We start from the raw sequence: 22,617 nt of genomic DNA, 5'->3' as shown, positions 1-22,617 counted from the left end.
CCGTGGCCGGGGTGGACTCTGCAGGAAACTCGCGGCGGTTGAACTACGCCACGGAGTGGCAGGCCAGGACACTCCCCGACCTGCCACTGCCTCACGAAGCGGTCGACGTCTACTCGTGGCTGCCATAGGGCCGCGTGATGATCTCCATGCCGTGCCCGGCCGGATCCATGAAGTACAGGCCGCGCCCACCGTAGTGGTGGTTGATCTCTCCGGGCTGCTTCAGATGCGGATCGGCGTAGTACGTGATCCCGGCCTGCTCGATAAGCGCGAAGGCCGCGTCGAACTCCTCGTCCGAGATGAGGAAGGCGTAATGCTGCATAACGATCGACTCCGCCGGGATGGCGGCGAAGTCCAGGGTGACCCCGTTGCTGGTGGCCACGGGAATGAACGGGCCCGACTCGGTCCCGACCTCAAGCCCCAGGATGTGCGCCAGGAATTCGGCCGACTCCCGGTTGTCCCGGGCATGGATGATGGTGTGATTCAACTCGACTGACATGTGTGGAATGCCTCCGCAAGGCAATCTCACGGGCACCTCCATGCCTCACCCAGCCGGTGACCGACACGCGATGCCGTGCCCATGATCCTAAGCAACACCGCTCATGGCGTCGAGGCCCGCACCCAGTAGCCGCCGATGACGACCACACACCGTCACCGACACACCAGACGGGACCGAGAACTGGCGACAGTTGAATACGCGAGCCCACCAGCAAACCCCGGGACGGCCGCAGAAGCCCATCACCACGCCGAACCGGAACCTGGGGCGACTCGCCATCTGGCTGCGGAACCATCGCATGCAAGCGGGTCTGTCGCACCGGCAACTGGCCGAGCGGACGATCTACAGTGCGGCGACCTTGTCCCGTGCGACGACCGGGGAGAAGATCCCCAGACCACCCGTGGTGGAGGCTTTCGCCTGCACATGCGGGGGAAACGTCGCCCAGGCCCGGCAGGTATGGCGTGGCGCCGTGCCGATCGAGGAAATCGAGCGGCGAGCCGGCGGGGCCGACCTATTTCCCCACACCACCCTGCACCGCATGGTTCTCGGGCAGACCATGCTGCAGCTCACCATCGGCGCCGACGGCCTGCCCACCGGACGGCCACACTGGCGCAGGGTCCCCCCTCCCGGCAACGCGAAACCATGGAACAACTGCGCTGCCAAGTCTGCGCTCAACCCGCCCGCACCCGCCACGGCGTCATCTTCCTCGCCGGCCGACCCACAGTGTTCCTGGCACAGAGCGCCCCGCTGTACGGTGTCATCGGCACTCCCTACCAATGGGGCGACCGCGGACTCCAGGCCCCACCCGCCACCGACACCCCACTCCCCTACGGGCATCCCGGCCTGGGGCCGGCGAACCTGGACCTCGGTGGCGTCCAGGCGGAGCTCGATTCCCTCGGCCTGGGCGTAGGCGAATGTCCAGGTCGAGCTTGCTGCTGTCGACGACGCGCGGCAGTGCACGGGCGCCAGCGCCAAAACGCAGGAGTTTTCCCTTGCGCGGCGGGAACAGCAGATCCGGCCAGCACTGTTGCACCAGCCGAGGGACCGGTGCCGCGCGGGCGGGGAATAGAGAGGCCAAAAGATCGTCCGTCCCGACGTGATCCGGGGGCTCCCGGGTCCGCGGTACGCCCGGTCACCCGATATCGGGGCGATCCCTTATGCGCCTGCCGCAGACTCGGACCGCGGCCTTTTCACACAGGAGGACTGTTTTATGAATGACCGGCCCTTGACGCTCATGGCGGTGCACGCCCACCCCGACGATGAGGCCACTGGAACGGGAGGTGTCCTCGCACGGTACGCGGCGGAGGGCATCCGCACGGTCCTCGTGACGTGCACCGACGGCAGTTGCGGTGACGGACCGGGGGGTGTCAAGCCGGACGACCCCGGGCACGATCCGGCAGCCGTCGCCTTGATGCGGCGTCAAGAGCTTGAGGTGAGCTGCAACATCCTGAAGGTCAGTCATCTGGAGACGTTGGGCTACGCCGACTCCGGGATGATGGGCTGGCCGACCAACGACGCGCCCGGATCCTTCTGGCAGACACCCGTGGAGGAGGGCGCTGCCCGACTCGCGGAACTCTTGCGGCGCTACCAACCCGATGTGGTCGTCACCTACGACGAGAACGGCTTTTACGGTCACCCCGACCACATCCAGGCAAACCGCATCACGATGACGGCGCTGGCGATGACCAAGTCGACACCGAAGGTGTACTGGACGACGGCGCCCCGCTCGATGATGCAGCGGTTCGGTGAGGCCATGCGCGAGTTCGGTGCGGACTGGCAGGAGCCGGATCCCGCCGAGGCCGCCGCGATGGCCGAGATCGGACTCCCCGACGAGGAGATCACCACCTGGGTGGACACCACCGCGTTCGGCGGTCAGAAGTTCGATGCCCTGGCCGCGCACGCCAGCCAGGGCGAGAACATCTTCTTCCTCAAAATGGGCCAGAAAAGGTTCACCGAATTGATGGGCGTCGAGACCTTCGTACGTGTCCAGGACACCACCGGAGCGGCCGTGCCCGAGAACGACCTCTTCGCTGGCCTGCGCTGATCCGCCCGCCTTCCCGGGCCTGAGGAAGCTCATGGTCCGTACGGCTCGTTCGAGCGTGCTCGCACACCCGGAGGCTTGTTCACGTGGGTTCCGCTTCGGCGGCCCCTGATCACCAGGGTGGCCCTGCTCAGTAGCGTGGCGGTCACGAGGACGCCAGTCCCCCCACCCGGGCAGGGCCGCTGTGCGAGGAACGTTCGACCGGGCTGGGCGGGAATCAACCGGACGGGCTGGTGGCCGATATCCACGCCGAGTTGCGGGCCGACCGCGGAGTCAGAGGATCAAGCAGTCCGAGGTGCTCTCGCCGCACGGTGGCGACAGCATGCCAGGGGCTGCGGCCTCAAGCTGTGGCGCCTGGCGTTTCTGTCCAGGCCGAGGGCGTAGGTCCACGGTTTACGATCGCGGTGCTTCGGAGGGGGTGCCGCATGGGGCAAGTGGGAGATCCCGGGGTCGCGCGTCGGCGGCGGATTCGGCGTGCCGCGGTGAGCAGCGGTTCGGTGGTGGGCTGCATGGTGGTGGCGCAGCTGCTGGTGGAGGGGTTCGTCACGCCGCTGCGGTGGTGGCTCGTCGTCCCGGTCGCCCTGGTGGGCGGCTCGTTCGCGGGGTGGCGGGCGGCGCGAGCGGGCCGGATCACCCGAACCCGCGACGAGATGATCGGGCACCGCGAGCTCCTGCTGAGCGCGTACGAGGTGCGTTCCCCGTACGACATGAGCGCGCCCACGGCACAGTACGATGCCGCCCGCTTCGAGCTGCGGGTGACGAACCGCGGGCTGCAGATGTGGGACGGCACCACGCAGGTGTGGAGCCACCCATGGCGGACGCTGCGTCTGACCGCCGAAGACAAGGTCCTCGTCATTTACCACGAGGGCGAGACGATCGGCCGGATGCTGGTGCACACACCGGACGGCTCGCCGTGCGAACTCCTGCTGGCCGCACGACGGTTGCAGGCCCGCAGCGCCCGGTCCGACAGGGCCTAGGTGTATTGATCATGAGCGTTGTTGACGCCGATCAGGCTTGATCACGGCGAAGACCTCCAGTGTGGTGGAGCTGTCCAGGGCTGCACCGCACGGAGGTCTTCGTGTCCCGAGTCGTGATCAAGCTGCCTGCCGTATAAGCCAGTGGCGGCCGATTGCGGCGACTCGCGTGAGATCATCTGTGCATGAGCAGCGACCTGGAAGTGAGTGCTCTGGCGATCAATGTCACGATCCCGCAGGCGCTCCGCTGGACGGACACTCGACGCGGTGAAGCGTTCACGCTGACCACACTCAACGTCCGGCTTCTCCCGGACGGTCACCTCGCCGCAAAGGCCTATGGCCGACCAGTCGGTGGTGGTCGGGGCGCATACGTCTCGTTTCCTGTCCCCGACAAGCCCGAACTGGCGGCTCTGATCGCTGGCGCTGCCAGCCGTGCCGGGGCGTTGTGGGCCGCCCATCGTGGTCTCGGCTGAGCTTGGTTCGACTCGAAGGCGGACGGTGGGAGTCCCGGACTTCGCCCTCGCGGCGCGGCCTGGGGGCGAGATCTTCTTGCGTGACGCGAGTGCAACTGACGGATGCGAAGTGGAAGTTCATCGGGCCGCAGGAGTTCGGTGCCTGGTCGACCGTCCACAACCGTCTCCGGCAGTGGCGTGACGCCGGCGTCTTCGAGGCCCTGCTGGAGGGCCTGCTGTGCATGGTGGTAGACCCACCGCCGCTGTTTCCGCATGGAGCTCTCGGGTGTGTCAGTGGCGGCTGCGATCCTGTGCCGCATGGACGAGAAGACCTTCTGGGCGCTCATGGACGAATTGAGCCGTCGCCCCGGTGACCGGAACGAGCGGCTGAATTGGCTGCGCGGGGAGTTGCTGTGCCGCCCGGCCGCGGCGGGCGTGGAGTTCCAGGCGCGCCTGGAGGCCGCGTGCGAGGCCGTCGCCACGGGCGCGCTGTGGCGAGCGGTGAGCCGGATCGAAGGCGGCTCGTGTTCCGACGACGGCTTCGACTATTTCGCGCTCTGGCTGGTGACGCAGGGGCGAGGGACGTACGAGGCGGTGCTCGCTGATCCGGACGCGCTCGCCGACGTTTCCGAGGTGCGGGCCCTGGCGGGGCGGCACCTGCGGCAGTGGCACGACGACGAGTGGCCGGAATGGGAGGAGCTCGACTACGTGGCGCAGGATGTCTTCGACGAGCTGACCGGCCAGGAGGACGACTGCGGGGACGCGTTCTACGAGGCCTTGGGCGCCGTCCAGGAGGCGCGGGCGGAGTGTGAAGAGGGGGACGAGACCGTGAGGGCCACGACGAGGGGTGCGATACCCCGGCGCGCCGCGGGGGCGGGGACACCTCGGCTCGACGCCCTCTTCCCGGTGGAGGCACGTGCCTAATCAGTGACGCGGCGCCGCGTCAGAAGGACACTGCCCGCGCCGAACGCGCCGGGGCGTCGGCGTCCTCGAGGGGGGACTCCGCGGTGTTGACGGACATCCGATTGAGCAGGTTCACCCGTACCAACCTGGGCGCTTCGACAAGTACGGCGACAGTCGCGTCCATTATCGCCAAGGTGCGCCCGTCGGGGGCGAACTGCAGGCCGGCCTCGCGTCCGCAGGCGGCCCGCTGACTGCTCGTTTCAGAATGACTCGGCTCAGGAGACCAGTGCTGAATGACGGGGTGCGCCGGGCGACGTGACCAGGCGCGTGAAACCCACGATTGCGCTCCGGGCGGGCGGTCAGGCGTTGCTGTGGTTACTGGCGGTTTTGATGAAGTCGCCGGGCTTGTACCGGCGGTCGAAGAAGGCCTGTTCGGGTCCGTACCAGCGGATGAGGGCGAACCAGCCGCGGCCGGGGACGGTGCGGATCCAGTTCTCGGCGCCTGCCGGGCGTTCGGGGCCGATGTGGAGGGTGATCGACTCGTCGGAGTTGAGGGCGATGTCGTCCATGCCGTTGAGGGAGGAGTAGGTCTGGCCCTGGGCATCGACTTGGGCGGCGGTCTCGGCGTCGTAGAGGGTGAGGGACCAGAAGAGTCGGGCCGGCGGGTCGGCGGGCAGGTCGATGCGGTAGGTGTGCTCGCCAGTGAGCAGGTCGCCGTCGTGGTCGCGGTAGGCGCCCGCGTACTTGGCGCCGACGCCGACGATGGAGCTGATCATGCCGGTGCTCATGGAGTAGTGGTTGACGAACATGTGCGCTTTGGCGTTCACGTCGGTGTGGCCGGTGGCGCGGTCGCGAAACTCCTCGTCCAGCATGGTGTGCCAGAAGTCGTCCTGGGCGGTCTTGACGTGGGCGACCCAGTGGCGGTCTGCCCACCACAGGGCGTCCTGCTCGCGGTCGAAGCGGGCGGCCAGGGTCTTGGCCGCCTTCCAGCCCGTCTGCGCGGCCAGGTCCAGCAGTTCTCGCTGACGCGGCGTCGGGGCGAAGGGCCGGCCCTTGCGGATGCCCAGCGACGTCAGGACGCCGTGCATGTAGGGGTCGGTCTGGTCGACCCGGTCGGCTTGGACGAAGGCGTCGAGCGCGTCGAAGAACGCGCCGTCACGGGGGTAGAGCGCGTCGGCCGGGGTGTCGGAGGCATGGGCGAAGTGCATCGGCTCCGCGTCGCCGTGCAGCGGGTGCAACTGGATGCCCTCGATGGCCGCGACGCCCGGCGACAGGTCGTCGACGGAGGTGAAGAAGCCGCGCAGCAGGAAGTAGATGTTGTCGGTGCGGCTGCGGTAGACGAAGAAGTCGTCCCACTCGCCCTCGTGCTCCGGCTCGGCGTCGTCGGGGACGATGAGGTACCGGCCGCCTTTGCCCCGGTCTGGGCCGGGCAGGCCGATGTCGCCGAGGAACTGTCGTCCGTCGATGACGGGGCCGGTGAGTGGGCGGTGCCAGAAGTCGTCCACCAGTCCCTGGATGCCGGGCGGGGCCTCGACGACGAGCGGGCCGGTCAGGCTCAGGTCGGCGAAGGCCATGCCGTAGATGACGTCGCAGTTCGGGGTGGTGATCAGTGTCCGAGGCTTCAGTCGCTGTTCGAACACGGCCATCACCTGGTAGCCGTGGCCGAGGGCCGCGCCGAGGCCGTCGCGCATCGCGCACGCGTTCACGGTCGGCAGCGTCCACAGGTAGACCTGCACGGCGCGCTGGAAGAACAGCTCGTCCTCCAACGTCCGCGCCGTCTCGTCGGTCGGGTAGCCGTCGGCGAACGGCAGCGAGGCCAGGTCCTGGTAGCGGTCGGGTGCGGACGTCATCGGACACCTCAGGTATGAGTGCGAACCAGGAGGGCAGTTGACCGCACAATAGCCGCAAAAGGTGCATTGAGTAACCGCGCACCACCACATCGAGCGTTTGGCTCTGTTCATGAGAAGCAGCAGCAGTTGTTCACCGGTTTGGGCAGTAGCCGAGGCCGCTCGGGATTCGAACAGAGCAGGGGTTCGGACCGCGCCGAGGTGGCGCGACGAGCACTTCTGAGTCTGCCCATGGTGCGGCCGGGCGCGTCGAGTCGACACCGCACCTCTGGGTGGTAGATGTGGTTCATCCCATTTGCGCTTGAGGGGCGATCATGACTGATCTGCGCAATGCCCGTCTGACGGGCGACGAAAGGATCGAGACGTCGTTCGGCACTGTCCGCCTGGAACACACCTTCCCGACGGACGACACGTCCCAGTTGTTGTTCGACCAGCTGGACGTGCAGCGCGCCGCCCAGGCGTACCTGTGGTCACTGCCGCTGGGTGGCTTTTTGGCATGGCGTGATGGCGTGGCCGAGACCTTCGGCGCGACCCGGTTCGGTGACTTCGCGGTCTGCGACTCGCTGCGGGAGAAGCGCGGCATCGTCACTGCGAACCTGACCACGCCGTACATCATGAACTTCACCAGCCTCGCGGACGGCCCGATCGTCATCGACTACCCGGCCGGCCCGACCGCGGGCGCGATCCTCGACGCCTGGCAGCGCCCGGTCGCGGACCTCGGCCTGACCGGCCCTGACCAGGGCAAGGGCGGCGGCTACATCATCCTCGGCCCCGACCACGACGACGCGCCCTTCAAGGTCTCCAGCCACTATGTCGTCCGTTCCAGGACCGTGAACGTCCTCGTCGCCTTCCGGGTGCTGACCCAGGACCCGGACGTCATGGCGCAGGCGAAGGCCGGCCTCAAGTTCGCCCGCGGTGGCGGTTCCGCCCCGGCTCCGGTGCGGTTCATCGAGGGGGTGGGCCGGGAATGGAGCGCGACCCCTGCACGCGGCCTGCAGTACTGGCAGGACCTGGCGCCAGGGCTGGACGAGGAGCCGATCGCAGAGGTCGACAAGGCGTTCATGGCCATGCTCGAACCCCTCGGCATCGCCAAGGGCCGCCCCTTCGCCCCGGACGAGCGCCAACGCCGCATCCTGGAAGAGGGCGCGGCACTCGGGGAACTGTTCGCCCGCAACAACCAGGTCAACCCGCGCTACACACAGCCCTACTGGAAGGGCACGAGCTGGTACAAGGGCCTCGACTTCGATCTCGAGCAGCAGACCGACACGATCCTTCAGCTGGACCAGCGCGCCACCTGGTTCTACGAGGCCGTCGGCTCCACGATCGGCATGGCCCACCCCACGCCCGGCACCGGCCAGGTCTACATGACCTTCAAACGCGACAGCCAGGGCCGCCTCCTGCGGGCCGACCGCACCTACCGGCTGCACGTCCCCGCCGACGTGCCGAGCGCCCAGTTCTGGTCGCTCACGCTCTACAACGAGGACACCCGCCGGCCCTACGACAACGGCGGCACCGACAGCCGCAGCGCGAGCCTCGACAGCCTCGACCAGCAGCTCAGGTTCAACGACGACGGCAGCATCGACCTCTACATCGGCCCCACCGCACCCCCCGGGGCCGAGACCAACTGGATGAAGACCATGGGCCAGGACGGCTGGTTCGTCTACTTCCGCCTCTTCGCCCCAGCCCAACCGTTCTTCGACAAGACCTGGAGCCTCCCCGACTTCGAAGCCGTCTGAAAGCCGCTCAAGTGTCGGAGCGCCCTCATACGGCGGCGCTCCGACGGTGCTGTTCCTTACTCATGAACATCGAACACGGCGTCTCCGGGGCGCTGCTCGACGTCGTGAACACCCGCTGCCCGAACTCGTGAACAAAACCAAGCGTTACAGGCGGGAGCGGAGCCTGCGGAGGCAGATGAGACTGCAAGCCAGCTCCAGCAGGTCCTGATGCAGGTCCGTGCGTCGTTCGTAGCGGATGCGGAGCCGTTTGAACTGGTGGAGCCAGGCGAAGGCGCGCTCCACCACCCAGCGCACCTTGCCCAGTCCGGAACCGTGGGCAACGCCGCGTCGGGCGATCATCGGCTTGATGCCGAGCCTCCACAGCAGGCGGCGGTACTTGTCGAAGTCGTAGCCTTGGTCGGCGTGCAAGCGCCGGGGCTTACGGCGGGGGCGTCCCCGAACTCCCCGGATCGACGGGACGGCGTCCAGCAGTGGCAGGAGCTGGGTTACGTCGTGCCGATTGCCGCCAGTAAGCCTGACGGCGAGCGGTGTTCCGTGGCGGTCGACGATCACATGGTGCTTGGAGCCGGGACGGCCGCGGTCCACTGGTGACGGGCCGACATGGTCCCCCCTTTGAGGCTCGGATGTGCGAGCCGTCCACGGCGCAGTCATCAAGGTTCAGAAGGTCGGCGCGACGCAGTTCGGCGAGAAGGGCGGCGTGCAGACGTGGCCGGACTCCGGCCTCGGTCCAGTCCCGCAGTCGGCGCCAGGCCGTCACCCCGGAGCAGCCCACGCTCTCCGCGGGGACATCGCGCCAGGCGACGCCGGTCCGCAGCACGTACAAGACGCCGGCGAGTGCCGTCCGGTCGGGAACACGCCGTCGCCCGGGGAAACGGCGGCGCCGCTCGGGAGCGGGTCGCAGCAGCGGGGCCACCCGCTCCCACAAGTCGTCCGGAACAAGCTGGGTGCACAGGACCACCGCGTCGGGGGATGTGAGGGATGCAGTTCCCCCGTGACCTCACCCCACGCGCCCGACTCCCCCATCCCACACCCATCCCCAGGCGGCGCCGCTGCTCACCACGCATCTGCCGGCGGTCCCGCTGGCCCCGCGGCCCGCCGCGGGGCTGCGGGATCACGAGCGGGTGCTGGTCCTGCTGCGGGGCGCCGGTTTCGACGAGGCGACCGCGTCGGCCGTGTTCCGCGCCGTCACCGCCTGGATGCTGGGCTATGTGTCCGTGGAGCTGCGGCCCATGGTGGACAACCCGGAGGAGCCCGACCCGGTCTTCCGGCTCGGGCTGCACCGGCTGTCCGCGAAGGAGCTGCCGACCCTGCGGGAGACGGCGGCCGCACTCGCCGAGCAGGGCGGGCCGGAGGGCCTCGCGGCCGGGCTCCACACCCTGCTCGACAGCTTCACGCGCGGCTCCCCTTCAGCATCCGGCTGAACGGCGTGTCCGGGCGCTCCAGGCGCTCGCCGTCGAGAGTGATGTCGACGGCCTCGTTGAAGAAGGCCAGCCGCCCCTGGATCACCGCCACCGCGGGCAGCGGCTCGGGGTAGCTCCAGAGGATGTTGGGCGGCACCTCGCCCCCGCCGCGCCAGGACCAGTACTCGGCGGTGCCCTTGTAGGGGCAGCCGGTGTAGTGGTCGGTGGCGTCGAACAGGTCGAGGCGGACGTCCTCAAGGGGAAGGTAGTAGCGGGTGGGCAGGGCCGTCTCGAAGAGCAGGACGGGGGCCCGGGTGTCCGCGACGGTCTGCCCGTCGATCTCGACCCGCACGTGCCGGCTGCTGGGCAGCGCGTCCACGCGTTTGTGGGGGTCTCGGGGGTGGATGAAGATCTCCTCGTCCTCCTCGTACCAGTGGTCGAGGCCCGTGTCGGCGCGCAGGAACCACTCGAAGGCGATGTGGCCGGCCAGGTCCTCGGCGGGGAACGTCCAGGCCGCGTTGTCGCGCACCTCGCCGTCGGCGTCGAGGTCGTAGAAGACACGGGAACCGGTGTGCGTGCCGGTGGGCGGGTCCTTTGCCGGGCGGAGGAGGTCCGTGCGGACCTCCTCGCGCGGGAAGGCGTACTGCGGAACGGGCAGGTGAGGTTCCCAGACGAGCACCGGGTGCCGGCTGTCGACGACGGTGACGTCGCCCTTGCGGCCGCGCACCCAGCGCTCGCTGGGCTCCCACTGGAGTCCTTCGGGGGTGGTCCTGATCGAGCGGGCGGCGGGGTGGGCCGGGTAGGTGGTCATGGCCGGTGCTCCCTCCAGAGGTCCGGATGCCGGTTCGTCTCCACGGTCCCACGATGCCGTGACGGGTGAGGTGATGGCGCCTTCACGGGCCGCCTCCCGCGAAGGCCCCCGCCGGTCAGGCGCGGCAGTTGCGGCGCAGGTACTCGCCGGTCACGGAGGTCTCGGAGGTCTCGGACTTCAGCAGGTCACCCGGGGTGCCGGTGAAGACCACCTCGCCTCCGTGCTTGCCGCCGTCCGGGCCCATATCGACGACCCAGTCGGCCTGCCGGACGACATCGAGGTTGTGCTCGATCACCACGACGGTGTTGCCGCGGTCCACCAGCCGGTTCAGCAGGGCAACCAGGGTGTCGACGTCCGACATGCGCAAACCCGTCAACTCGGTGATGCGTGAGGCCGGTTTCAATCTCTCCGACGACGAGGGCGACACCGGCGTGTACGTCGAGAAGGCCTCGGTGCTCGCCCTCGCCGAGCGGCTGACCTGGGGCGGGGAGATGTTTTCGGGCGCGCCGTACCGTGCGCTCCTCGAGAGCTGCTACTCCGATTCCGGCCGTGGGCGCCATGTGCCGTCGAGCGGAATGCCGGCGGCCGCGGCGATCCTGTTGCGTGATTCGACCAGTCGGGTCCTCAGCGCCGCCAGGTCCACGTCCACCAGTACGCCGTCGCGTTTGACCACGCGCCCGGCGACGAGGACGGTGTCGACCAGGCCGGGATGGCCGGCGCTGACGATGGTGGCGGCCGGGTCGGTGACCGGGAACACGTTCAGGTCGTCGGCGCGCAGAAGGATGAGGTCGGCGTCCTTGCCGGGCGTGATGCTGCCGGTTCGGGAGTCGAGTCCGCACGACTGGGCGGCGTCGATGGTGGCGAACGCCAGCAAGTCCCGGGAGCGCAGGCCGCCGTCCAGGCCGCGCTGCACGGCGAAGGCGGTACGCATCGTGGAGAACATATCGCCGCCGACCGATGGGACGTCGTCGATGGACAGCGTCGGGCGCAGGCCCGCGGCAAGCGCCCGGCCGGTGACCGGTGATCCGAACCCCATCTTCAGCTCGACGTCCGGGCTGATCGACACCGAGCTGCCCGCGTCGGCGAGCATCCGCAGCTCTTCGTCGCTGATCCCGTTGGCGTGCACGAACGTGGTGGTGTCCCGCAGCAGACCGTGCTCGCACAACTCGGCGACCGGGCGCTGCGTCCCACCGCCGTCGACATGCAGGCTGGTGCGCAGGCCGAGTTCGGCCGCCAGCTTCAACTCCCTGCCGACGGTGTCCATGCTGGTGCCCTCGGGCCCGCGCAGCCCCAGCGCCATGGTGACCAGGCCGTCCCCGGCCAGGTCGGAGCGGACGCGGCGGATCTCTGCGTCGACGGGGTCGGGGGTGCCCCATCCGGCGCCGAGGCAGAAGATGGATCGCCCCGACGTGTCCCGCAGCGCCGCAATGGCGGCGTCCTCGTGCTCGTGGCTCTGCGCGACGTGGTACCAGTCCAGCATCGTGGTCACGCCGGAGTGGAGGGCCTCCAGGCGGCCGAGCAGAGTGCCCACATAAACGTCCTCGGGCTGGTAATGGGGCTTGACCGTGCCGTGCATGGCCACCGCCCACTCGGGGAACGTCCAGTCCGCGCCGATCCCTCGGAACGCGGTCTGCCAAGTGTGGCGGTGGTTGTCGACGAAGCCGGGCATGACGATCCGGTCGGTCGCGTCGATCACCTCGGCGTCCGGCGCGTCGATCCGTTCGGCCACCTCGACGATCACGCCGTCTTCGATCAGCACGTCACCGCGGTCGAGATCTCCGACCGCCGGGTCCATGCTGACCACGGTTCCGCCGGTGAGCAGGCTCTTCATCGGATGAACTCCTCAACGCTTTCGGATAGTTCAGGATCAGGTTGCGGTGGCCGCTGCTTCTCTGCTTGCGGCCGTGGCGATCAGCCGCGGGCGGGCAGGGTCTTCTGCCGCAGGTAGCCGACGAGGACGAGGGCACCGCCAGACCGCCGATGGACCATGAGTCGGTCTCCCGGGGCCTTGTCGGCGAGCTCCTGGCCCTTTGGGGGCGGTCGTGTCGGAGCGTTGTGGTGCACCGTGTGCACCGACGTGCGGTCGTCGCACACGATGCACGCTCGGTGGTGCGCACGGCGTCCCAGCGGGTTCATGGCCCCGGCCACGGTGAGGCGGGGCGCCCGGAACTCCCGGCAGCCGTGCAGCGGGTATCGCCGCCGCGCAAACGGTCGCTCAGGTGCTCACCGCGTCGGCGGCGGCGAGTGCGTCGGCGACCAGGTCGGCCGTGTCCTCCGTGCCCGCGGCCAGCCGGACCAGGCCCAGCGGGACCGACTCGGCGATCTGCTCCTCGCTGAGCATCCCCCGCCACATGGACGCCGGGTGCACGGCCAGCGATTCCACCCCGCCGAGGCTGGCCGACCGGCGGGGGTAGCGCAGCCGGCCGAGGAAGGCGTCGGCCATCTCGAAACCGCCCGCGAACTCGATGGCGAGCACCCCGCCGAAACCGCTCATCTGGTGAGCCGCCAGCCTGTGCTGCGGGTGGCTCGCCAGGCCGGGATAGTGCACCCGACTGACGGCCGGATGCTCGTTCAGCGCCTGGGCAAGCGCGAGGCCGTTGGCGTTGTGCCGCGGCACCCGCAACGGCAGGGTGCGCATGCCCCGCAGGAGCAACCACGCGTCGATCGGACCGAGCGTGGCACCGGTGAGCAGGCCGACGTCCCAGATCCGGTCCAGGAGTTCGGCCCGCCCGGCTATCACCCCAGCGGACACGTCGGTATGGCCGTTGAGGTACTTGGTCGCGCTGTGCCAGACCAGATCGATGCCGAGGTCCGCCGGACGCTGGTTCAGGGGGGTGGCGAAGGTGTTGTCCGCCAGGGTCAGCACGTCGTGCGCGCGGGCCAGGTCCGCGACGGCGCGCAAGTCCGTGATCTGCAGCAGTGGATTGCTCGGCGACTCCACCAGGATCAGGCGGGTCTGCGGGGTCAGCGCCTCCGCGAACGCCTCCGGGTCGGTCTGGTCCACCAGGGTGGTCGACACGCCCAGGCGCGGCAGCAGGTTCAGCAGCACCGACGCCGTGCCCCCGTAGGTGGACTTCTGCCCGATGACGTGGTCACCGGCGGACACCAGGGCCAGCACGGCGGTGGTGACCGCGGCCATCCCGGACGCGGTGACCATGGCCGCCTCGGTGTTCTCCAGTTCCGCGACCACGGTGGCGACCTGCGCGTGGTTCGGGTTGCCGAAGCGGGTGTAGAAGTCCTTGCCCCGCGGTTCGACGGCACCCTGCGCGAACGTCTCCCCGTCCTCGGCCCAGAACGCCGCCGTCTGGTAGATGGGCGGTGCCACGGCACGGCTGGGATGGACTTCGCGATCAGCGTGAACCGTGATGGTGCTGTTGCCCGGCATGGCTGCCCTTCCGTGGACCGTCGGTATGACGCCATGAAGCGTGTCCGACCGGCGCCCCGATGCGAACAGGTCCGGGCAACTTTGGCAGCAAATTGCGCTGAGAGCAGGCGTACGATTGTGGTACACCGACCTTTGCAGCAATAATCTGCCGCCATGGATGAGGTTGATCGGTCGATTCTGGCCGTGCTCGAACAGCATGGGCGGATCAGTAACGCCGAGCTCGCCGCCCGGGTCGGGCTGTCGCCGTCGCCCTGCCTGCGGCGTGTGCGTCAGCTGGAGGAAGCCGGGGTCATCCGCGGTTACCGGGCGCTGATCGATCCCGCCGCGGTCGGTCGCAGTCTGCGGGTGTTCGCCGGGGTGCGGCTGATGCGGCACACCCGTGCGGACGTGGTCGCGTTCGAGCAGGGGATCACGCAACTGCCCGAGGTGGTCGCCTGCCACCACATCACCGGCAACTTCGACTATCTGCTCCAGGTCGAGGTGGCCGACCTGCCCGCCTATGAGGACTTCCACGCCAACGAGTTGGCCAGCCTGCCCGGCGTCGCCACGGTGACCAGCTACGTCACCATGAAGACGCTCTCCGCCGACACCACATGACGGTCCCGTCCCGGCCCCGGTGGGACGGTCAGACAGAGATGGTGCCGCGGATGCAGACGGTGGCGGCGCCTGTGACCCAGACGGTGCCGTCCGCATCGGCGGTGATCTCGATGCTGGCGGCCCGTCCCAGCCTCGTGCCCTGGGAGACCCGGTAGGTGGAGGGTGCGGCACCGGTGGCGGTGAGCCATTGCCCGACGGCGGCGTTCATGCTGCCGCACGCGGGGTCCTCGGGCACGCCGGCGCCGGGGGCGAAGGTGCGCATCTCGAAGTTGTGCCCGGATCCCTCGGGGTAGGCCCCGATCGCGCCGACCATCGCGGCCGGGATGAGGGAGAGGTCTGGTTCGAGGGCGAGGACCTCCTCGGCGGTGCTCAGTTGGAGCACGGCCCAACCGGGACCGTTGTCGACCCACTGGTGAGCCACGACCTGGTCACGCGTGATGCCGAATGCGGCGACGATCTGGTTCAGATAGGTGTCATCGAGCGCGCCGTCGCGGACGCGAGGGGGCGCGGCGAAAGACAGAGTGCCCTTGCCGCGGCGCACGGTGACCAGGCCGGCGGCACACTCCTGCACGATGCGGTCGGCGTGTTGCGGCGTGCCTCCGCCGTCCAGCCAGGCGCGTGCGGAGCCGAGGGTGGGGTGGCCGGCGAACGGCAGTTCGCCCTGGGGTGTGAAGATGCGCAGCCGGTAGTCCGCTTCGGGGGCGGTGGGGAGAAGTACGAACGTGGTCTCGGACAGGTTCGTCCAGCGCGCCAGGCGCTGCATCTCCTCGGCGGTCAGGTCCGTCCCGTCCAGGACGACCGCAACCGGGTTGCCGCTGTAGGGGACCGTGGAGAACACGTCGACCTGGGCGAACGAGCGGGTGCGCGGCATGGTCATCGAGGGCCTCTCGGTAGCGGCTGCAGCGGATTCTGCGCGTCCCGCCCTTCGGCGGAAGCAGGTCCATCCCAACGGGAGCTCAGGCGGTCAGGACAGGGCCAGTGGCGACAAAGTGGCCTGATCATCCCTGCCAGTCCCTGCTCCACCACTACGTTCAGGTCAAGGTCCGCAGCGGAGAGCCTGCGGCCCACGCTGCGATGTCTTCCGCTGCGTCCCGGTAGAACACCTCGTACAGGTCCCGGCTCACGTATCCGATGTGCGGGGTCACCACGGCGTTGTGCATGGAGCGCAGAGGATGGTCGGCAGGCAGCGGTTCGCGGTCGAAGACGTCCAGTGCCGCGCCTGCGATCCGCTTCTCGTTCAAGACGTCCAGGAGTGCGGCCTCATCGATCACGGGACCACGTGATGTGTTGACCAGGATCGCCGTGGGCTTCATCAGGCGCAGTTCATGTTCGCCGACGAGCCCGCGTGTCCGGTCGCTGAGCACGACGTGGATGCTCAGTACGTCCGAGCGGGCGAACAACTCGTCTCGTGAAACGTAGGTCACTCCCTTGGTCTGAGCGTCTTCCGGTCGGAGATTCTGGCTCCAGGCGATGGGCTTCATGCCGAAGGCCTTGCCGATCTCGGCCACCCGGGTCCCCAGCCGTCCCAGGCCCAGGACACCCAGAGTGGCGCCGTGCAGGCTCGTTCCCAGCCCCACCTGCCAGCCGCCGCGACGTACCGACTCGGCGTTCTGAGGAATGAGACGGGCGGCCGAGAGGATCAGTCCCCACGTCAGTTCGGCCGTCGGGTGGGAGAAGTACCCCGTGCCGCTGACGGTGATGTTCTGCTGCCGGGCGGCATCGATATCGATCGCGGCGTTGCCGGGGCCTGTGGTGACGAGCAGGGCCAGCTTGGGTAGTTGGCTCAGCGTCGAGCTCGGAAACGGCGTCCGCTCGCGCATCGCCACGATGACGTCGTAGTCAGCCAGCGCCGCTACGACTGCCGTCTCGTGAGTGAACGGCTCGCTGAATACGTCTACTTGGGCGTGCAGGGAATCCCAGTCCGCCAGGCTCAGTGCGACGTTCTGATAGTCGTCGAGTACTGCGACCTTCATGTTCGGTCACCGGCTCTCGTGATCGGTTCGCCTTCATGGTTACCAGGCGGAATCGTGCTGGCAGCCCGATTCCGTCGCTTACCTGACCGTTTGCCTGCCGCGGCTTCCGTTTCTGTCAGCCGGCCGGCCTACGGCGCAGCCATACCTCTCAAGCCGCGGGTAGTCGGTGTAGCCGACGGCGTCCGGGCCGTAGAAGAGTTCCGGCCTCGGTTCCGTGAGCGGTGCGCGGGCAGCGAACCGGGCCGACAGATCCGGGTTGGCGATGAACGCCTGTCCGTAGGCGACCAGATCCGCCAGGTCGTCGGCCAGAAGCGCGTTTCCCCGATCCTGGTCGAATCCGACGTTCGCGATGACGGTGCCCTGGTAGACCTTCCGGAAGTGCCGGAACATTTCGTCGCCGGCCAGGTCCTCCAGCGGTCCCCCGGTGGGGTCTGACATCATCCCCATGAGCAGCAGGTGCGACAGGTCGTAGTCGTTGAGTCGCCCGAGGACGTACTCGCTCTCGCCCAGAGCTTCGCGTCCGGAGACGAACGCTCCCGTCTCGGCCCAGGCGGGTCCGGCCTTCACCCCGACACGGCGCAGGTCGAGGTGCTCACCGACGGCTTCGATGATCTCGAAGAGGAAGCGGGCGCGGTTCTGGATCGAGCCGCCGTAGCGGTCCGTGCGCACATTGGTGCGGGGGTTCAGGAACTGGCTGATCAGGTAGTTGAAGCCCGCTTGGAGCTGCACACCGTCGAATCCGGCGCGCAGGGCGTTGCGGGCGGCCGTCGCGAAGTCGGCGACCGTCTGCCGGATGTCGTTCTCCGACATCGCCAGGGGCTCCACGGTGGGCTTGCGGCCCGTCGCCGTCGGTGCCAGCAGCCCCGGATTGACGGCTGATGGCGCAAGAGGCGGCCGGCCGTCGAAGAAGTCGGGGTGCGAGGCGGACCCGGTATGCCAGAGCTGCGCGAAGATGACGCCTCCCTCGCGATGGACCGCGTCCGTCACCTGCTTCCAGTGGGTGACCTGTTCGCCGGTGAACAGCCCCGGAACATCGTGCCAGCCGATCGCTTCGCGGCTGATCCACGCGCCTTCGGAGATGATCAGGCCGGCCGATGCGCGCTGTGCGTAGTACTGGGCGTGCAGATCGCCGGGGAGCAGGTCGCGGTTGCGGGCGCGGGAGCGCGTCAACGGGGCCATGACCATGCGGTTCGCCAGCGGGAGGTCCCGCATCCGGTACGGCTGGAGCAGGGGCTGCGTCGAACTCGTCATGTGAGTCTCCTGATGGAGGGCGAAGCCCAGCAGGCCCCGGGAAGGGTGCCGGGTCGCATTCCGGGCGGCATCAACCGCCCTGCCGCGCAGACCACTAATGCACAGATCCGCGCCTTAGGGTGAGCTTAGCAGCCGTACGCCTTAACGCAAACTTCTGCGCTTCGAGCGTGCACAGAGAGGGCGAGGACTCAGGAGTGCCGGGCGCAGAGTTCGTCGACATATGCATGAACGTCGACCTCGGAAAGCGTCCAGGGAAGGAAGATGACGCGGTAGACAATAGGGGCCACCACCCGGTTGATGACATCGTCGCCAGTGAAGGCGCCGCCGGACCGGGCGGCGAAGGCCGCCGCTTCCGCCCGCCGGTCGCGCAGGCAGTCCGACTCGCTCTCACCGGCCGCCGCGGCCCCACCCCGAAGGATGGCGGCGTTCACCGGGACGCTGTAGTGGGTGATCAGCTCCTGCGCCCAAGCGGTCAGATCGGCCCGCGGATCCCCGGTGTCGGGAAGGCCGCGTTCGGGATCCAGCCGGTAGGTCGCCAGGTCGTTGATCATGGTCCGCGCATCACCCCACCGCCGGTAGATGCTGGAGTGATTCACCCCGGCACGCTCGGCGACCATCGGGATGGTGATCGCGTCACTGCCCCGCTCGGCGATCAGCTCCTCGACGGCCTTCCTGATGGACGCAAGCACAGCGGCACTACGGCCGCCGGTGCGCCGCCGCGGAGTCGATTCTGCAGTCATGGACACCACGGTAACGCACAGGGGTTGGCAATAATTCCTCTCCGGGTCTACGCTCCCCGTAACGCACAATTCCTGGCCTTAGGGAGCTTCGAGGTGTCCCGCGTCATCGAATCAACACGTGCCCGCAGCCCGGTCCCTCTCACCACCGAACCTGCCCCGACCCGGAGGCTGCTCGCCACATCCGCTGCGTTCGCCGGGTCGGGGGCCGTCTTCGCGGCGCTCTACGTGGCGGCCGGGGCCCCCACCCCGCTACTGGTCGTCTTCGAGCAGCAGTGGCACTTTCCCGCCTGGGTGCTGACAGTCGCCTTCGCGTCCTACGCGCTGGGCCTGCTGGCGGCCCTCCTGGTCGCCGGATCCCTGTCCGACCACGTCGGACGGCGACCCGTCCTGATCGGATCGCTCCTGGTGGAGCTCGGGTCCATGCTCATGTTCGTCTTCGCCCCCGACATCGGCTGGGTGATCGCGGCCCGCACCATCCAAGGCATCGCCACCGGTGCGGCCACCAGCGCCTTCTCGGCCTCGATCGTGGAACACGCCCCGGCGCACCGCAAGAAACTGGCGACGATCATCACCAGCATCGCGCCGGCCGGCGGGCTCGGCCTGGGCGCCCTGCTGACCGGCGCGGCGGTCCAGTTCAGCACCCACGCGAGCATCATCGTGTTCACGGCCCTCGCGGTCATCATGGCCGTCGGCACCGCCGTCGCCGCGTTCTCCGCCGAGACCGTCTCCACCCGCCCGGGAGCGGCACGCTCCCTGATGCCCCACGTATCCGTCCCCAGAGCCGCGCGCCGTGAATTCGTAGCGAGCATCCCCGTTCACATGGCCGCCTGGATGCTGGCCGGACTGTTCATGGGGCTCGTCCCCACCATCATCCGCGACCTACTGGGACTGCACAGCGGCCTGCTGAACGGCGCCACAGCCTTCACCCAGCCCGCAGCCGCCGCCGTGGCCGGCCTCTTCCTCGGCCGCCTCACCCCCCGGCACACCATCATCATCGGCGGTGCGGGCGTGCTGCTGGGCACCGCGGTGAACATGACCGGAGTCGCCACCGCAACACTCCCGCTGCTGTGGGCGGGCGGCCTCATCGGCGGCGTGGGCTTCGGCGCCTCCTTCTCCGGAGCCATCCGCACCATCACCCCCCTCGCACAGCCCCACCAGAGGGCCGGCCTCTTCGCGGCCGTCTACCTCGTCGCCTACCTGAGCTTCGGAGTCCCGGCGATCATCGCGGGACTCCTGATCGCCCCGCTCGGCCTGCCGAACACCGTCCTCGGGTACGGCGTCGCTATCATCGCCGTCGCCGCCCTCGGACTGCTCGCGCAGTACCGCATGCACACGCGCCACTGACCGACAGGGCCCCGCACCGGCGACCGCCGATGGGCATCAACGAGTGTTCGGCCCCTACGTCACAGACAACAACCCGACAGCAGAGGCACACCATGACACACGAAAGCTCACGCCCCGCCGACGCTTCCGGAGTCTTCCGACTCGGCGGTGACCTGCCCGTCAACCGGCTCGGATACGGAGCGATGCAGCTGACCGGACCAGGCGTCTGGGGGCCGCCCAAAGATCCCGACGAAGCCGTGCGCGTACTGCGCCGGGCCGTCGAGCTCGGCGTGAACTTCATCGACACCGCGGACTCCTACGGCCCGTTCGTCAGCGAGCAGCTCATCCACAAGGCACTGCACCCCTACCCGGCGGACCTGGTGATCGCCACCAAGGGCGGGCTGTCCCGCTCGGGCCCGGACGACTGGCGGCCCTTGGGCCGACCCGAATACCTGCGGCAGCAGACCGAACTGAGCCTGCGCCACCTGGGCGTCGAGCGCATCGACCTCTACCAACTGCACCGCATCGACCCCAAGGTGCCCCTGGCCGACCAGATCGGCGAGCTTCGCCTGCTCCAGCAGGAGGGCAAGATCCGCCACATCGGACTGTCCGAGGTGACGGTCCCGCAGATCCAGGAAGCCCGTACGATCGCGGACATCGTCTCCGTGCAGAACCTGTACAACCTCGCCAACCGCAGCGCCGAGGACGTACTGGACTACGCCGCGCAGGAGAACCTGGGCTTCATCCCATGGTTCCCGATGGCCACCGGACAGCTCGCACGGGAAGGCGGCCCACTGGACACACTCGCCACGACGTACGGCGCGAGTCCATCCCAGCTTGCCCTGGCCTGGCTGCTGCGCCGCTCCCCCGTCATGCTGCCCATTCCAGGCACCTCCCGCGTATCCCACGTCGAGGAGAACATCCAGGCCGCCCGAATCACCCTCAGCGACGCTGCGTTCGAGGCGCTCGGCCAGGCCGCGCGCGAGTCGTGATCAGCGGCACGATCGCCCAGTACAACGCCAACGCGGTCACGGCCCCAAGTGACCACGTGACGCAGGTCGGCCGCCGAGTAGGCGAGGACACGGTGCACGGCGACAACGTCCCCGGCCCTGCCCAGTCGACTGTGCACCGGCAAGAACACAAGCAAGCGTGCACTCGATCGACCACGTACACAGCGTGATCCTGCATCGACCAGCCGGCCCGACTCCCCCACCTGTTCAGATGAGAGAAGCGCAGCCGACCAATAGCCTAGGACTTGAGGTCATGACATCCACCGTCACCGGCGCTGCGTCGGGACTCGGCGCCGAGACCGCGAGCGCCGGCACCTCCGTCACGTTCGCGGTCCGCAACACGGACGCCGGCGTGATGGCACTGCCCACACTCGGCCGCGCACCGGACGGCTGGGGCGCCGCGACGAGCGCGCTGATCACGACCTCCCCCCAGCTGGAGGGCATCGGTGGTCGCTACGTCGAGGACAACGTTGCTCCTTCGAAGACAACAACGAGGCGGAGACGCTGACGCCGGAGGCCGTGGGCATCTCCCCCGGCGACGTAGCCCCGTCCGCGCTCGACCCGGACGCCGCCGAGCGCCTCTGGGACCTGTCACTGGCCCCAGTGGGCGCCTGGGCACGCTCAACGGACACGACATCACAGTTCACGTTCGCTGACCGCGTTCGGTCGCGCTCGTCGTATCCCTCGGTGCGACGAGCGCGACGGCCGCAGGCCGAGGCGCGGACTGCGGGGTCCGGGAGGATCGCGTCGGCTGTTCCTCGGAGCCCGCCTTCTCCCAAGTCCCCGCGCCGAGTCCCACGCCTCGGGAAGGAATGTCACATGCGCGCTCTACTCGATCTCGTTCTCGATGCCCACGGCGGCCTCCGGCGATGGCAACAAGCACGAACCATCCGCGCCAAGGGATCCATCGGTGGGCTGCTGTGGACCCTTCGAGGGCAGGAGGGAATCCTCGCCACCACCGATGCGACCGTCGACGTGCAGCAGCAGCATCTGGTGTTCGACGGCTTCACCGGCCCCGGGCTGCGGGGGCTGTTCACGCCCGATCGCGTGGCGATCGAGAGGTACGACGGCCAGGTCGTCGCCGAGCGACGAGCTCCACGCGGTGCCTTCGCCGGCCACGGTCCAGACACTCCCTGGGACCAGCTCCACGCGCTGTACTTCGCGGGCTACGCCCTGTGGAACTACCTCACTGCCCCCTACCTGCTGACACGCGACGGTGTCGTGGTGGAGGAACTACAACCCTGGCAGGAGAACAGCGAGGACTGGCGACGGCTGCGGGCCAGATTCCCCCAAGCCTTGGCCACGCACGCCGCAGAGCAGGTCTTCTACTACGACGCCGCCGGCTTGCTACGGCGCCACGACTACGCGCCCGACGTGCTCGGCAGCACGCCGGCCGCGCACTTCTCCGAAAACCACGTGACGGTATCGGGATTGGTCTTTCCGACCCACAGGTACGTCGTGCCCGTCCAGGAAGACGGGCACGCGATGCCGGAGCCGATCCTCATCACCATCGACCTGACCGAGCTCTCCGTCACCTGACATCTCGTCCCGAGCACTCCCTGGGGAAGCACGAGGAGGCATAGAGCCCAAGGCCCCGGGGAGAGTCGCGTTCGCCCGATTTGATCATGTGGTGGGCTCCGGACGCAGAGCGGGCACGGCGCTTGTAGATCATGGAGTTCTC

At 68.6% G+C, this 22,617-nt stretch carries 22 protein-coding genes and 4 pseudogenes; 13 read left to right on the top strand and 13 right to left on the bottom strand.

Annotation, left to right across the window (positions count from 1 at the left end; all coding sequences use genetic code 11):
* Positions 1 to 109 precede the first annotated feature (109 nt).
* Positions 110 to 496 (bottom strand): VOC family protein, encoded by a 387-nt coding sequence (locus tag ACIQFZ_RS35525; protein WP_383060659.1) that lies wholly within the window; start codon positions 494 to 496, stop codon positions 110 to 112.
* Between the two features lie 190 nt (positions 497 to 686).
* Here ACIQFZ_RS35525 and ACIQFZ_RS35520 point away from each other — a divergent pair.
* Positions 687 to 917: pseudogene (locus tag ACIQFZ_RS35520) on the top strand (helix-turn-helix domain-containing protein); the annotation flags it as partial.
* A gap of 413 nt (positions 918 to 1,330) precedes the next feature.
* Here the strand turns inward: ACIQFZ_RS35520 and ACIQFZ_RS35515 are convergent.
* Positions 1,331 to 1,408 (bottom strand): annotated as a pseudogene (locus ACIQFZ_RS35515) (DDE transposase family protein); the annotation flags it as partial.
* A gap of 295 nt (positions 1,409 to 1,703) precedes the next feature.
* Between ACIQFZ_RS35515 and ACIQFZ_RS35510 the strand changes: the two are divergent.
* The 5 genes and pseudogenes from ACIQFZ_RS35510 (at position 1,704) to ACIQFZ_RS35490 (ending at position 4,884) form a co-directional block, all read left to right on the top strand.
* The gene (locus ACIQFZ_RS35510) at positions 1,704 to 2,537 is read left to right on the top strand and encodes a PIG-L family deacetylase (protein ID WP_365423165.1); all 834 of its coding nucleotides are present in this window, start codon (positions 1,704 to 1,706) and stop codon (positions 2,535 to 2,537) included.
* Positions 2,538 to 3,016: 479 nt separating this feature from the next.
* Positions 3,017 to 3,511: a hypothetical protein gene (locus ACIQFZ_RS35505; protein ID WP_402693169.1), complete on the top strand. Its 495-nt coding sequence runs from the start codon at positions 3,017 to 3,019 to the stop codon at positions 3,509 to 3,511.
* Positions 3,512 to 3,693: 182 nt separating this feature from the next.
* Entirely contained in the window at positions 3,694 to 3,981 is a 288-nt protein-coding gene (locus ACIQFZ_RS35500) for a hypothetical protein (protein WP_361422477.1), read from the top strand.
* Positions 3,982 to 4,061: 80 nt separating this feature from the next.
* A pseudogene (locus ACIQFZ_RS35495) lies at positions 4,062 to 4,199 on the top strand (transposase); the annotation flags it as partial.
* 79 nt (positions 4,200 to 4,278) lie between these two features.
* On the top strand, positions 4,279 to 4,884 hold the full coding sequence (locus tag ACIQFZ_RS35490) for a DUF4240 domain-containing protein (protein WP_402693168.1): 606 nt from the start codon (positions 4,279 to 4,281) through the stop codon (positions 4,882 to 4,884).
* A 338-nt stretch (positions 4,885 to 5,222) separates the two neighbouring features.
* On the opposite strand, the gene ACIQFZ_RS35485 is transcribed toward ACIQFZ_RS35490, so the two are convergent.
* Positions 5,223 to 6,713 (bottom strand): DUF1214 domain-containing protein, encoded by a 1,491-nt coding sequence (locus tag ACIQFZ_RS35485; RefSeq protein WP_402693167.1) that lies wholly within the window; start codon positions 6,711 to 6,713, stop codon positions 5,223 to 5,225.
* A gap of 311 nt (positions 6,714 to 7,024) precedes the next feature.
* Between ACIQFZ_RS35485 and ACIQFZ_RS35480 the strand changes: the two genes are divergently transcribed.
* Positions 7,025 to 8,446: a DUF1214 domain-containing protein gene (locus ACIQFZ_RS35480; RefSeq protein WP_402693166.1), complete on the top strand. Its 1,422-nt coding sequence runs from the start codon at positions 7,025 to 7,027 to the stop codon at positions 8,444 to 8,446.
* Between the two features lie 144 nt (positions 8,447 to 8,590).
* Here ACIQFZ_RS35480 and ACIQFZ_RS35475 read toward each other — a convergent pair.
* Positions 8,591 to 9,398 (bottom strand): IS5 family transposase gene (locus ACIQFZ_RS35475; protein WP_402693182.1). Its coding sequence is split into 2 segments (ribosomal slippage): positions 8,591 to 9,062 and positions 9,061 to 9,398, totalling 810 coding nucleotides; the frame shifts between segments, so codons are not numbered across the junction.
* A 97-nt stretch (positions 9,399 to 9,495) separates the two neighbouring features.
* Between ACIQFZ_RS35475 and ACIQFZ_RS35470 the strand changes: the two genes are divergently transcribed.
* A complete protein-coding gene (locus ACIQFZ_RS35470; RefSeq protein ID WP_365423171.1) occupies positions 9,496 to 9,867 on the top strand; it encodes a TetR/AcrR family transcriptional regulator C-terminal domain-containing protein in 372 nt (123 codons plus the stop codon).
* On the opposite strand, the gene ACIQFZ_RS35465 is transcribed toward ACIQFZ_RS35470, so the two are convergent.
* From ACIQFZ_RS35465 to ACIQFZ_RS35445, 5 genes and pseudogenes are all read right to left on the bottom strand, one after another.
* The gene (locus ACIQFZ_RS35465) at positions 9,836 to 10,657 is read right to left on the bottom strand and encodes a DUF427 domain-containing protein (protein WP_402693165.1); all 822 of its coding nucleotides are present in this window, start codon (positions 10,655 to 10,657) and stop codon (positions 9,836 to 9,838) included. The genes ACIQFZ_RS35470 and ACIQFZ_RS35465 overlap by 32 nt on opposite strands.
* Positions 10,658 to 10,772: 115 nt before the next feature.
* Positions 10,773 to 11,030, bottom strand: a pseudogene (locus tag ACIQFZ_RS35460) (excinuclease ABC subunit UvrA); the annotation flags it as partial.
* Between the two features lie 159 nt (positions 11,031 to 11,189).
* A complete protein-coding gene (locus tag ACIQFZ_RS35455; protein WP_402693164.1) occupies positions 11,190 to 12,488 on the bottom strand; it encodes an amidohydrolase family protein in 1,299 nt (432 codons plus the stop codon).
* Between the two features lie 80 nt (positions 12,489 to 12,568).
* On the bottom strand, positions 12,569 to 12,793 hold the full coding sequence (locus tag ACIQFZ_RS35450; protein ID WP_365423148.1) for a hypothetical protein: 225 nt from the start codon (positions 12,791 to 12,793) through the stop codon (positions 12,569 to 12,571).
* Between the two features lie 79 nt (positions 12,794 to 12,872).
* Positions 12,873 to 14,042: a trans-sulfuration enzyme family protein gene (locus ACIQFZ_RS35445; protein ID WP_402693163.1), complete on the bottom strand. Its 1,170-nt coding sequence runs from the start codon at positions 14,040 to 14,042 to the stop codon at positions 12,873 to 12,875.
* Positions 14,043 to 14,195: 153 nt separating this feature from the next.
* Between ACIQFZ_RS35445 and ACIQFZ_RS35440 the strand changes: the two genes are divergently transcribed.
* A complete protein-coding gene (locus tag ACIQFZ_RS35440) occupies positions 14,196 to 14,639 on the top strand; it encodes an Lrp/AsnC family transcriptional regulator (RefSeq protein ID WP_365423142.1) in 444 nt (147 codons plus the stop codon).
* A gap of 28 nt (positions 14,640 to 14,667) precedes the next feature.
* On the opposite strand, the gene ACIQFZ_RS35435 is transcribed toward ACIQFZ_RS35440, so the two are convergent.
* The 4 genes from ACIQFZ_RS35435 to ACIQFZ_RS35420 form a co-directional block, all read right to left on the bottom strand.
* Positions 14,668 to 15,516, bottom strand: coding sequence for a PhzF family phenazine biosynthesis protein (locus ACIQFZ_RS35435; protein ID WP_402693162.1), 849 nt, complete (start codon positions 15,514 to 15,516; stop codon positions 14,668 to 14,670).
* Positions 15,517 to 15,670: 154 nt separating this feature from the next.
* A complete protein-coding gene (locus ACIQFZ_RS35430) occupies positions 15,671 to 16,612 on the bottom strand; it encodes a D-2-hydroxyacid dehydrogenase family protein (protein ID WP_365423136.1) in 942 nt (313 codons plus the stop codon).
* A 78-nt stretch (positions 16,613 to 16,690) separates the two neighbouring features.
* Positions 16,691 to 17,863: an alkene reductase gene (locus tag ACIQFZ_RS35425; protein WP_402693161.1), complete on the bottom strand. Its 1,173-nt coding sequence runs from the start codon at positions 17,861 to 17,863 to the stop codon at positions 16,691 to 16,693.
* A 188-nt stretch (positions 17,864 to 18,051) separates the two neighbouring features.
* On the bottom strand, positions 18,052 to 18,603 hold the full coding sequence (locus ACIQFZ_RS35420; RefSeq protein WP_365423130.1) for a helix-turn-helix domain-containing protein: 552 nt from the start codon (positions 18,601 to 18,603) through the stop codon (positions 18,052 to 18,054).
* A gap of 93 nt (positions 18,604 to 18,696) precedes the next feature.
* On the opposite strand from ACIQFZ_RS35420, the gene ACIQFZ_RS35415 reads away from it, so the two are divergent.
* From ACIQFZ_RS35415 to ACIQFZ_RS35400, 4 genes are all read left to right on the top strand, one after another.
* The gene (locus ACIQFZ_RS35415; protein WP_365775973.1) at positions 18,697 to 19,947 is read left to right on the top strand and encodes an MFS transporter; all 1,251 of its coding nucleotides are present in this window, start codon (positions 18,697 to 18,699) and stop codon (positions 19,945 to 19,947) included.
* Between the two features lie 92 nt (positions 19,948 to 20,039).
* The gene (locus ACIQFZ_RS35410; RefSeq protein ID WP_365423124.1) at positions 20,040 to 20,918 is read left to right on the top strand and encodes an aldo/keto reductase; all 879 of its coding nucleotides are present in this window, start codon (positions 20,040 to 20,042) and stop codon (positions 20,916 to 20,918) included.
* A gap of 271 nt (positions 20,919 to 21,189) precedes the next feature.
* Entirely contained in the window at positions 21,190 to 21,444 is a 255-nt protein-coding gene (locus tag ACIQFZ_RS35405) for a hypothetical protein (RefSeq protein ID WP_402693160.1), read from the top strand.
* Between the two features lie 311 nt (positions 21,445 to 21,755).
* Complete coding sequence (locus tag ACIQFZ_RS35400; protein WP_383060208.1) at positions 21,756 to 22,475, top strand: hypothetical protein; 720 nt, start codon at positions 21,756 to 21,758, stop codon at positions 22,473 to 22,475.
* Positions 22,476 to 22,617 lie beyond the last annotated feature (142 nt).

This window comes from Streptomyces sp. NPDC093064 (genome assembly GCF_044754605.1).
Classification (GTDB): Bacteria; Actinomycetota; Actinomycetes; order Streptomycetales; family Streptomycetaceae; genus Streptomyces.
The sequence above is the reverse complement of the archived record's forward strand: the minus strand, read 5'-3'. Positions and strand labels throughout refer to the sequence as shown.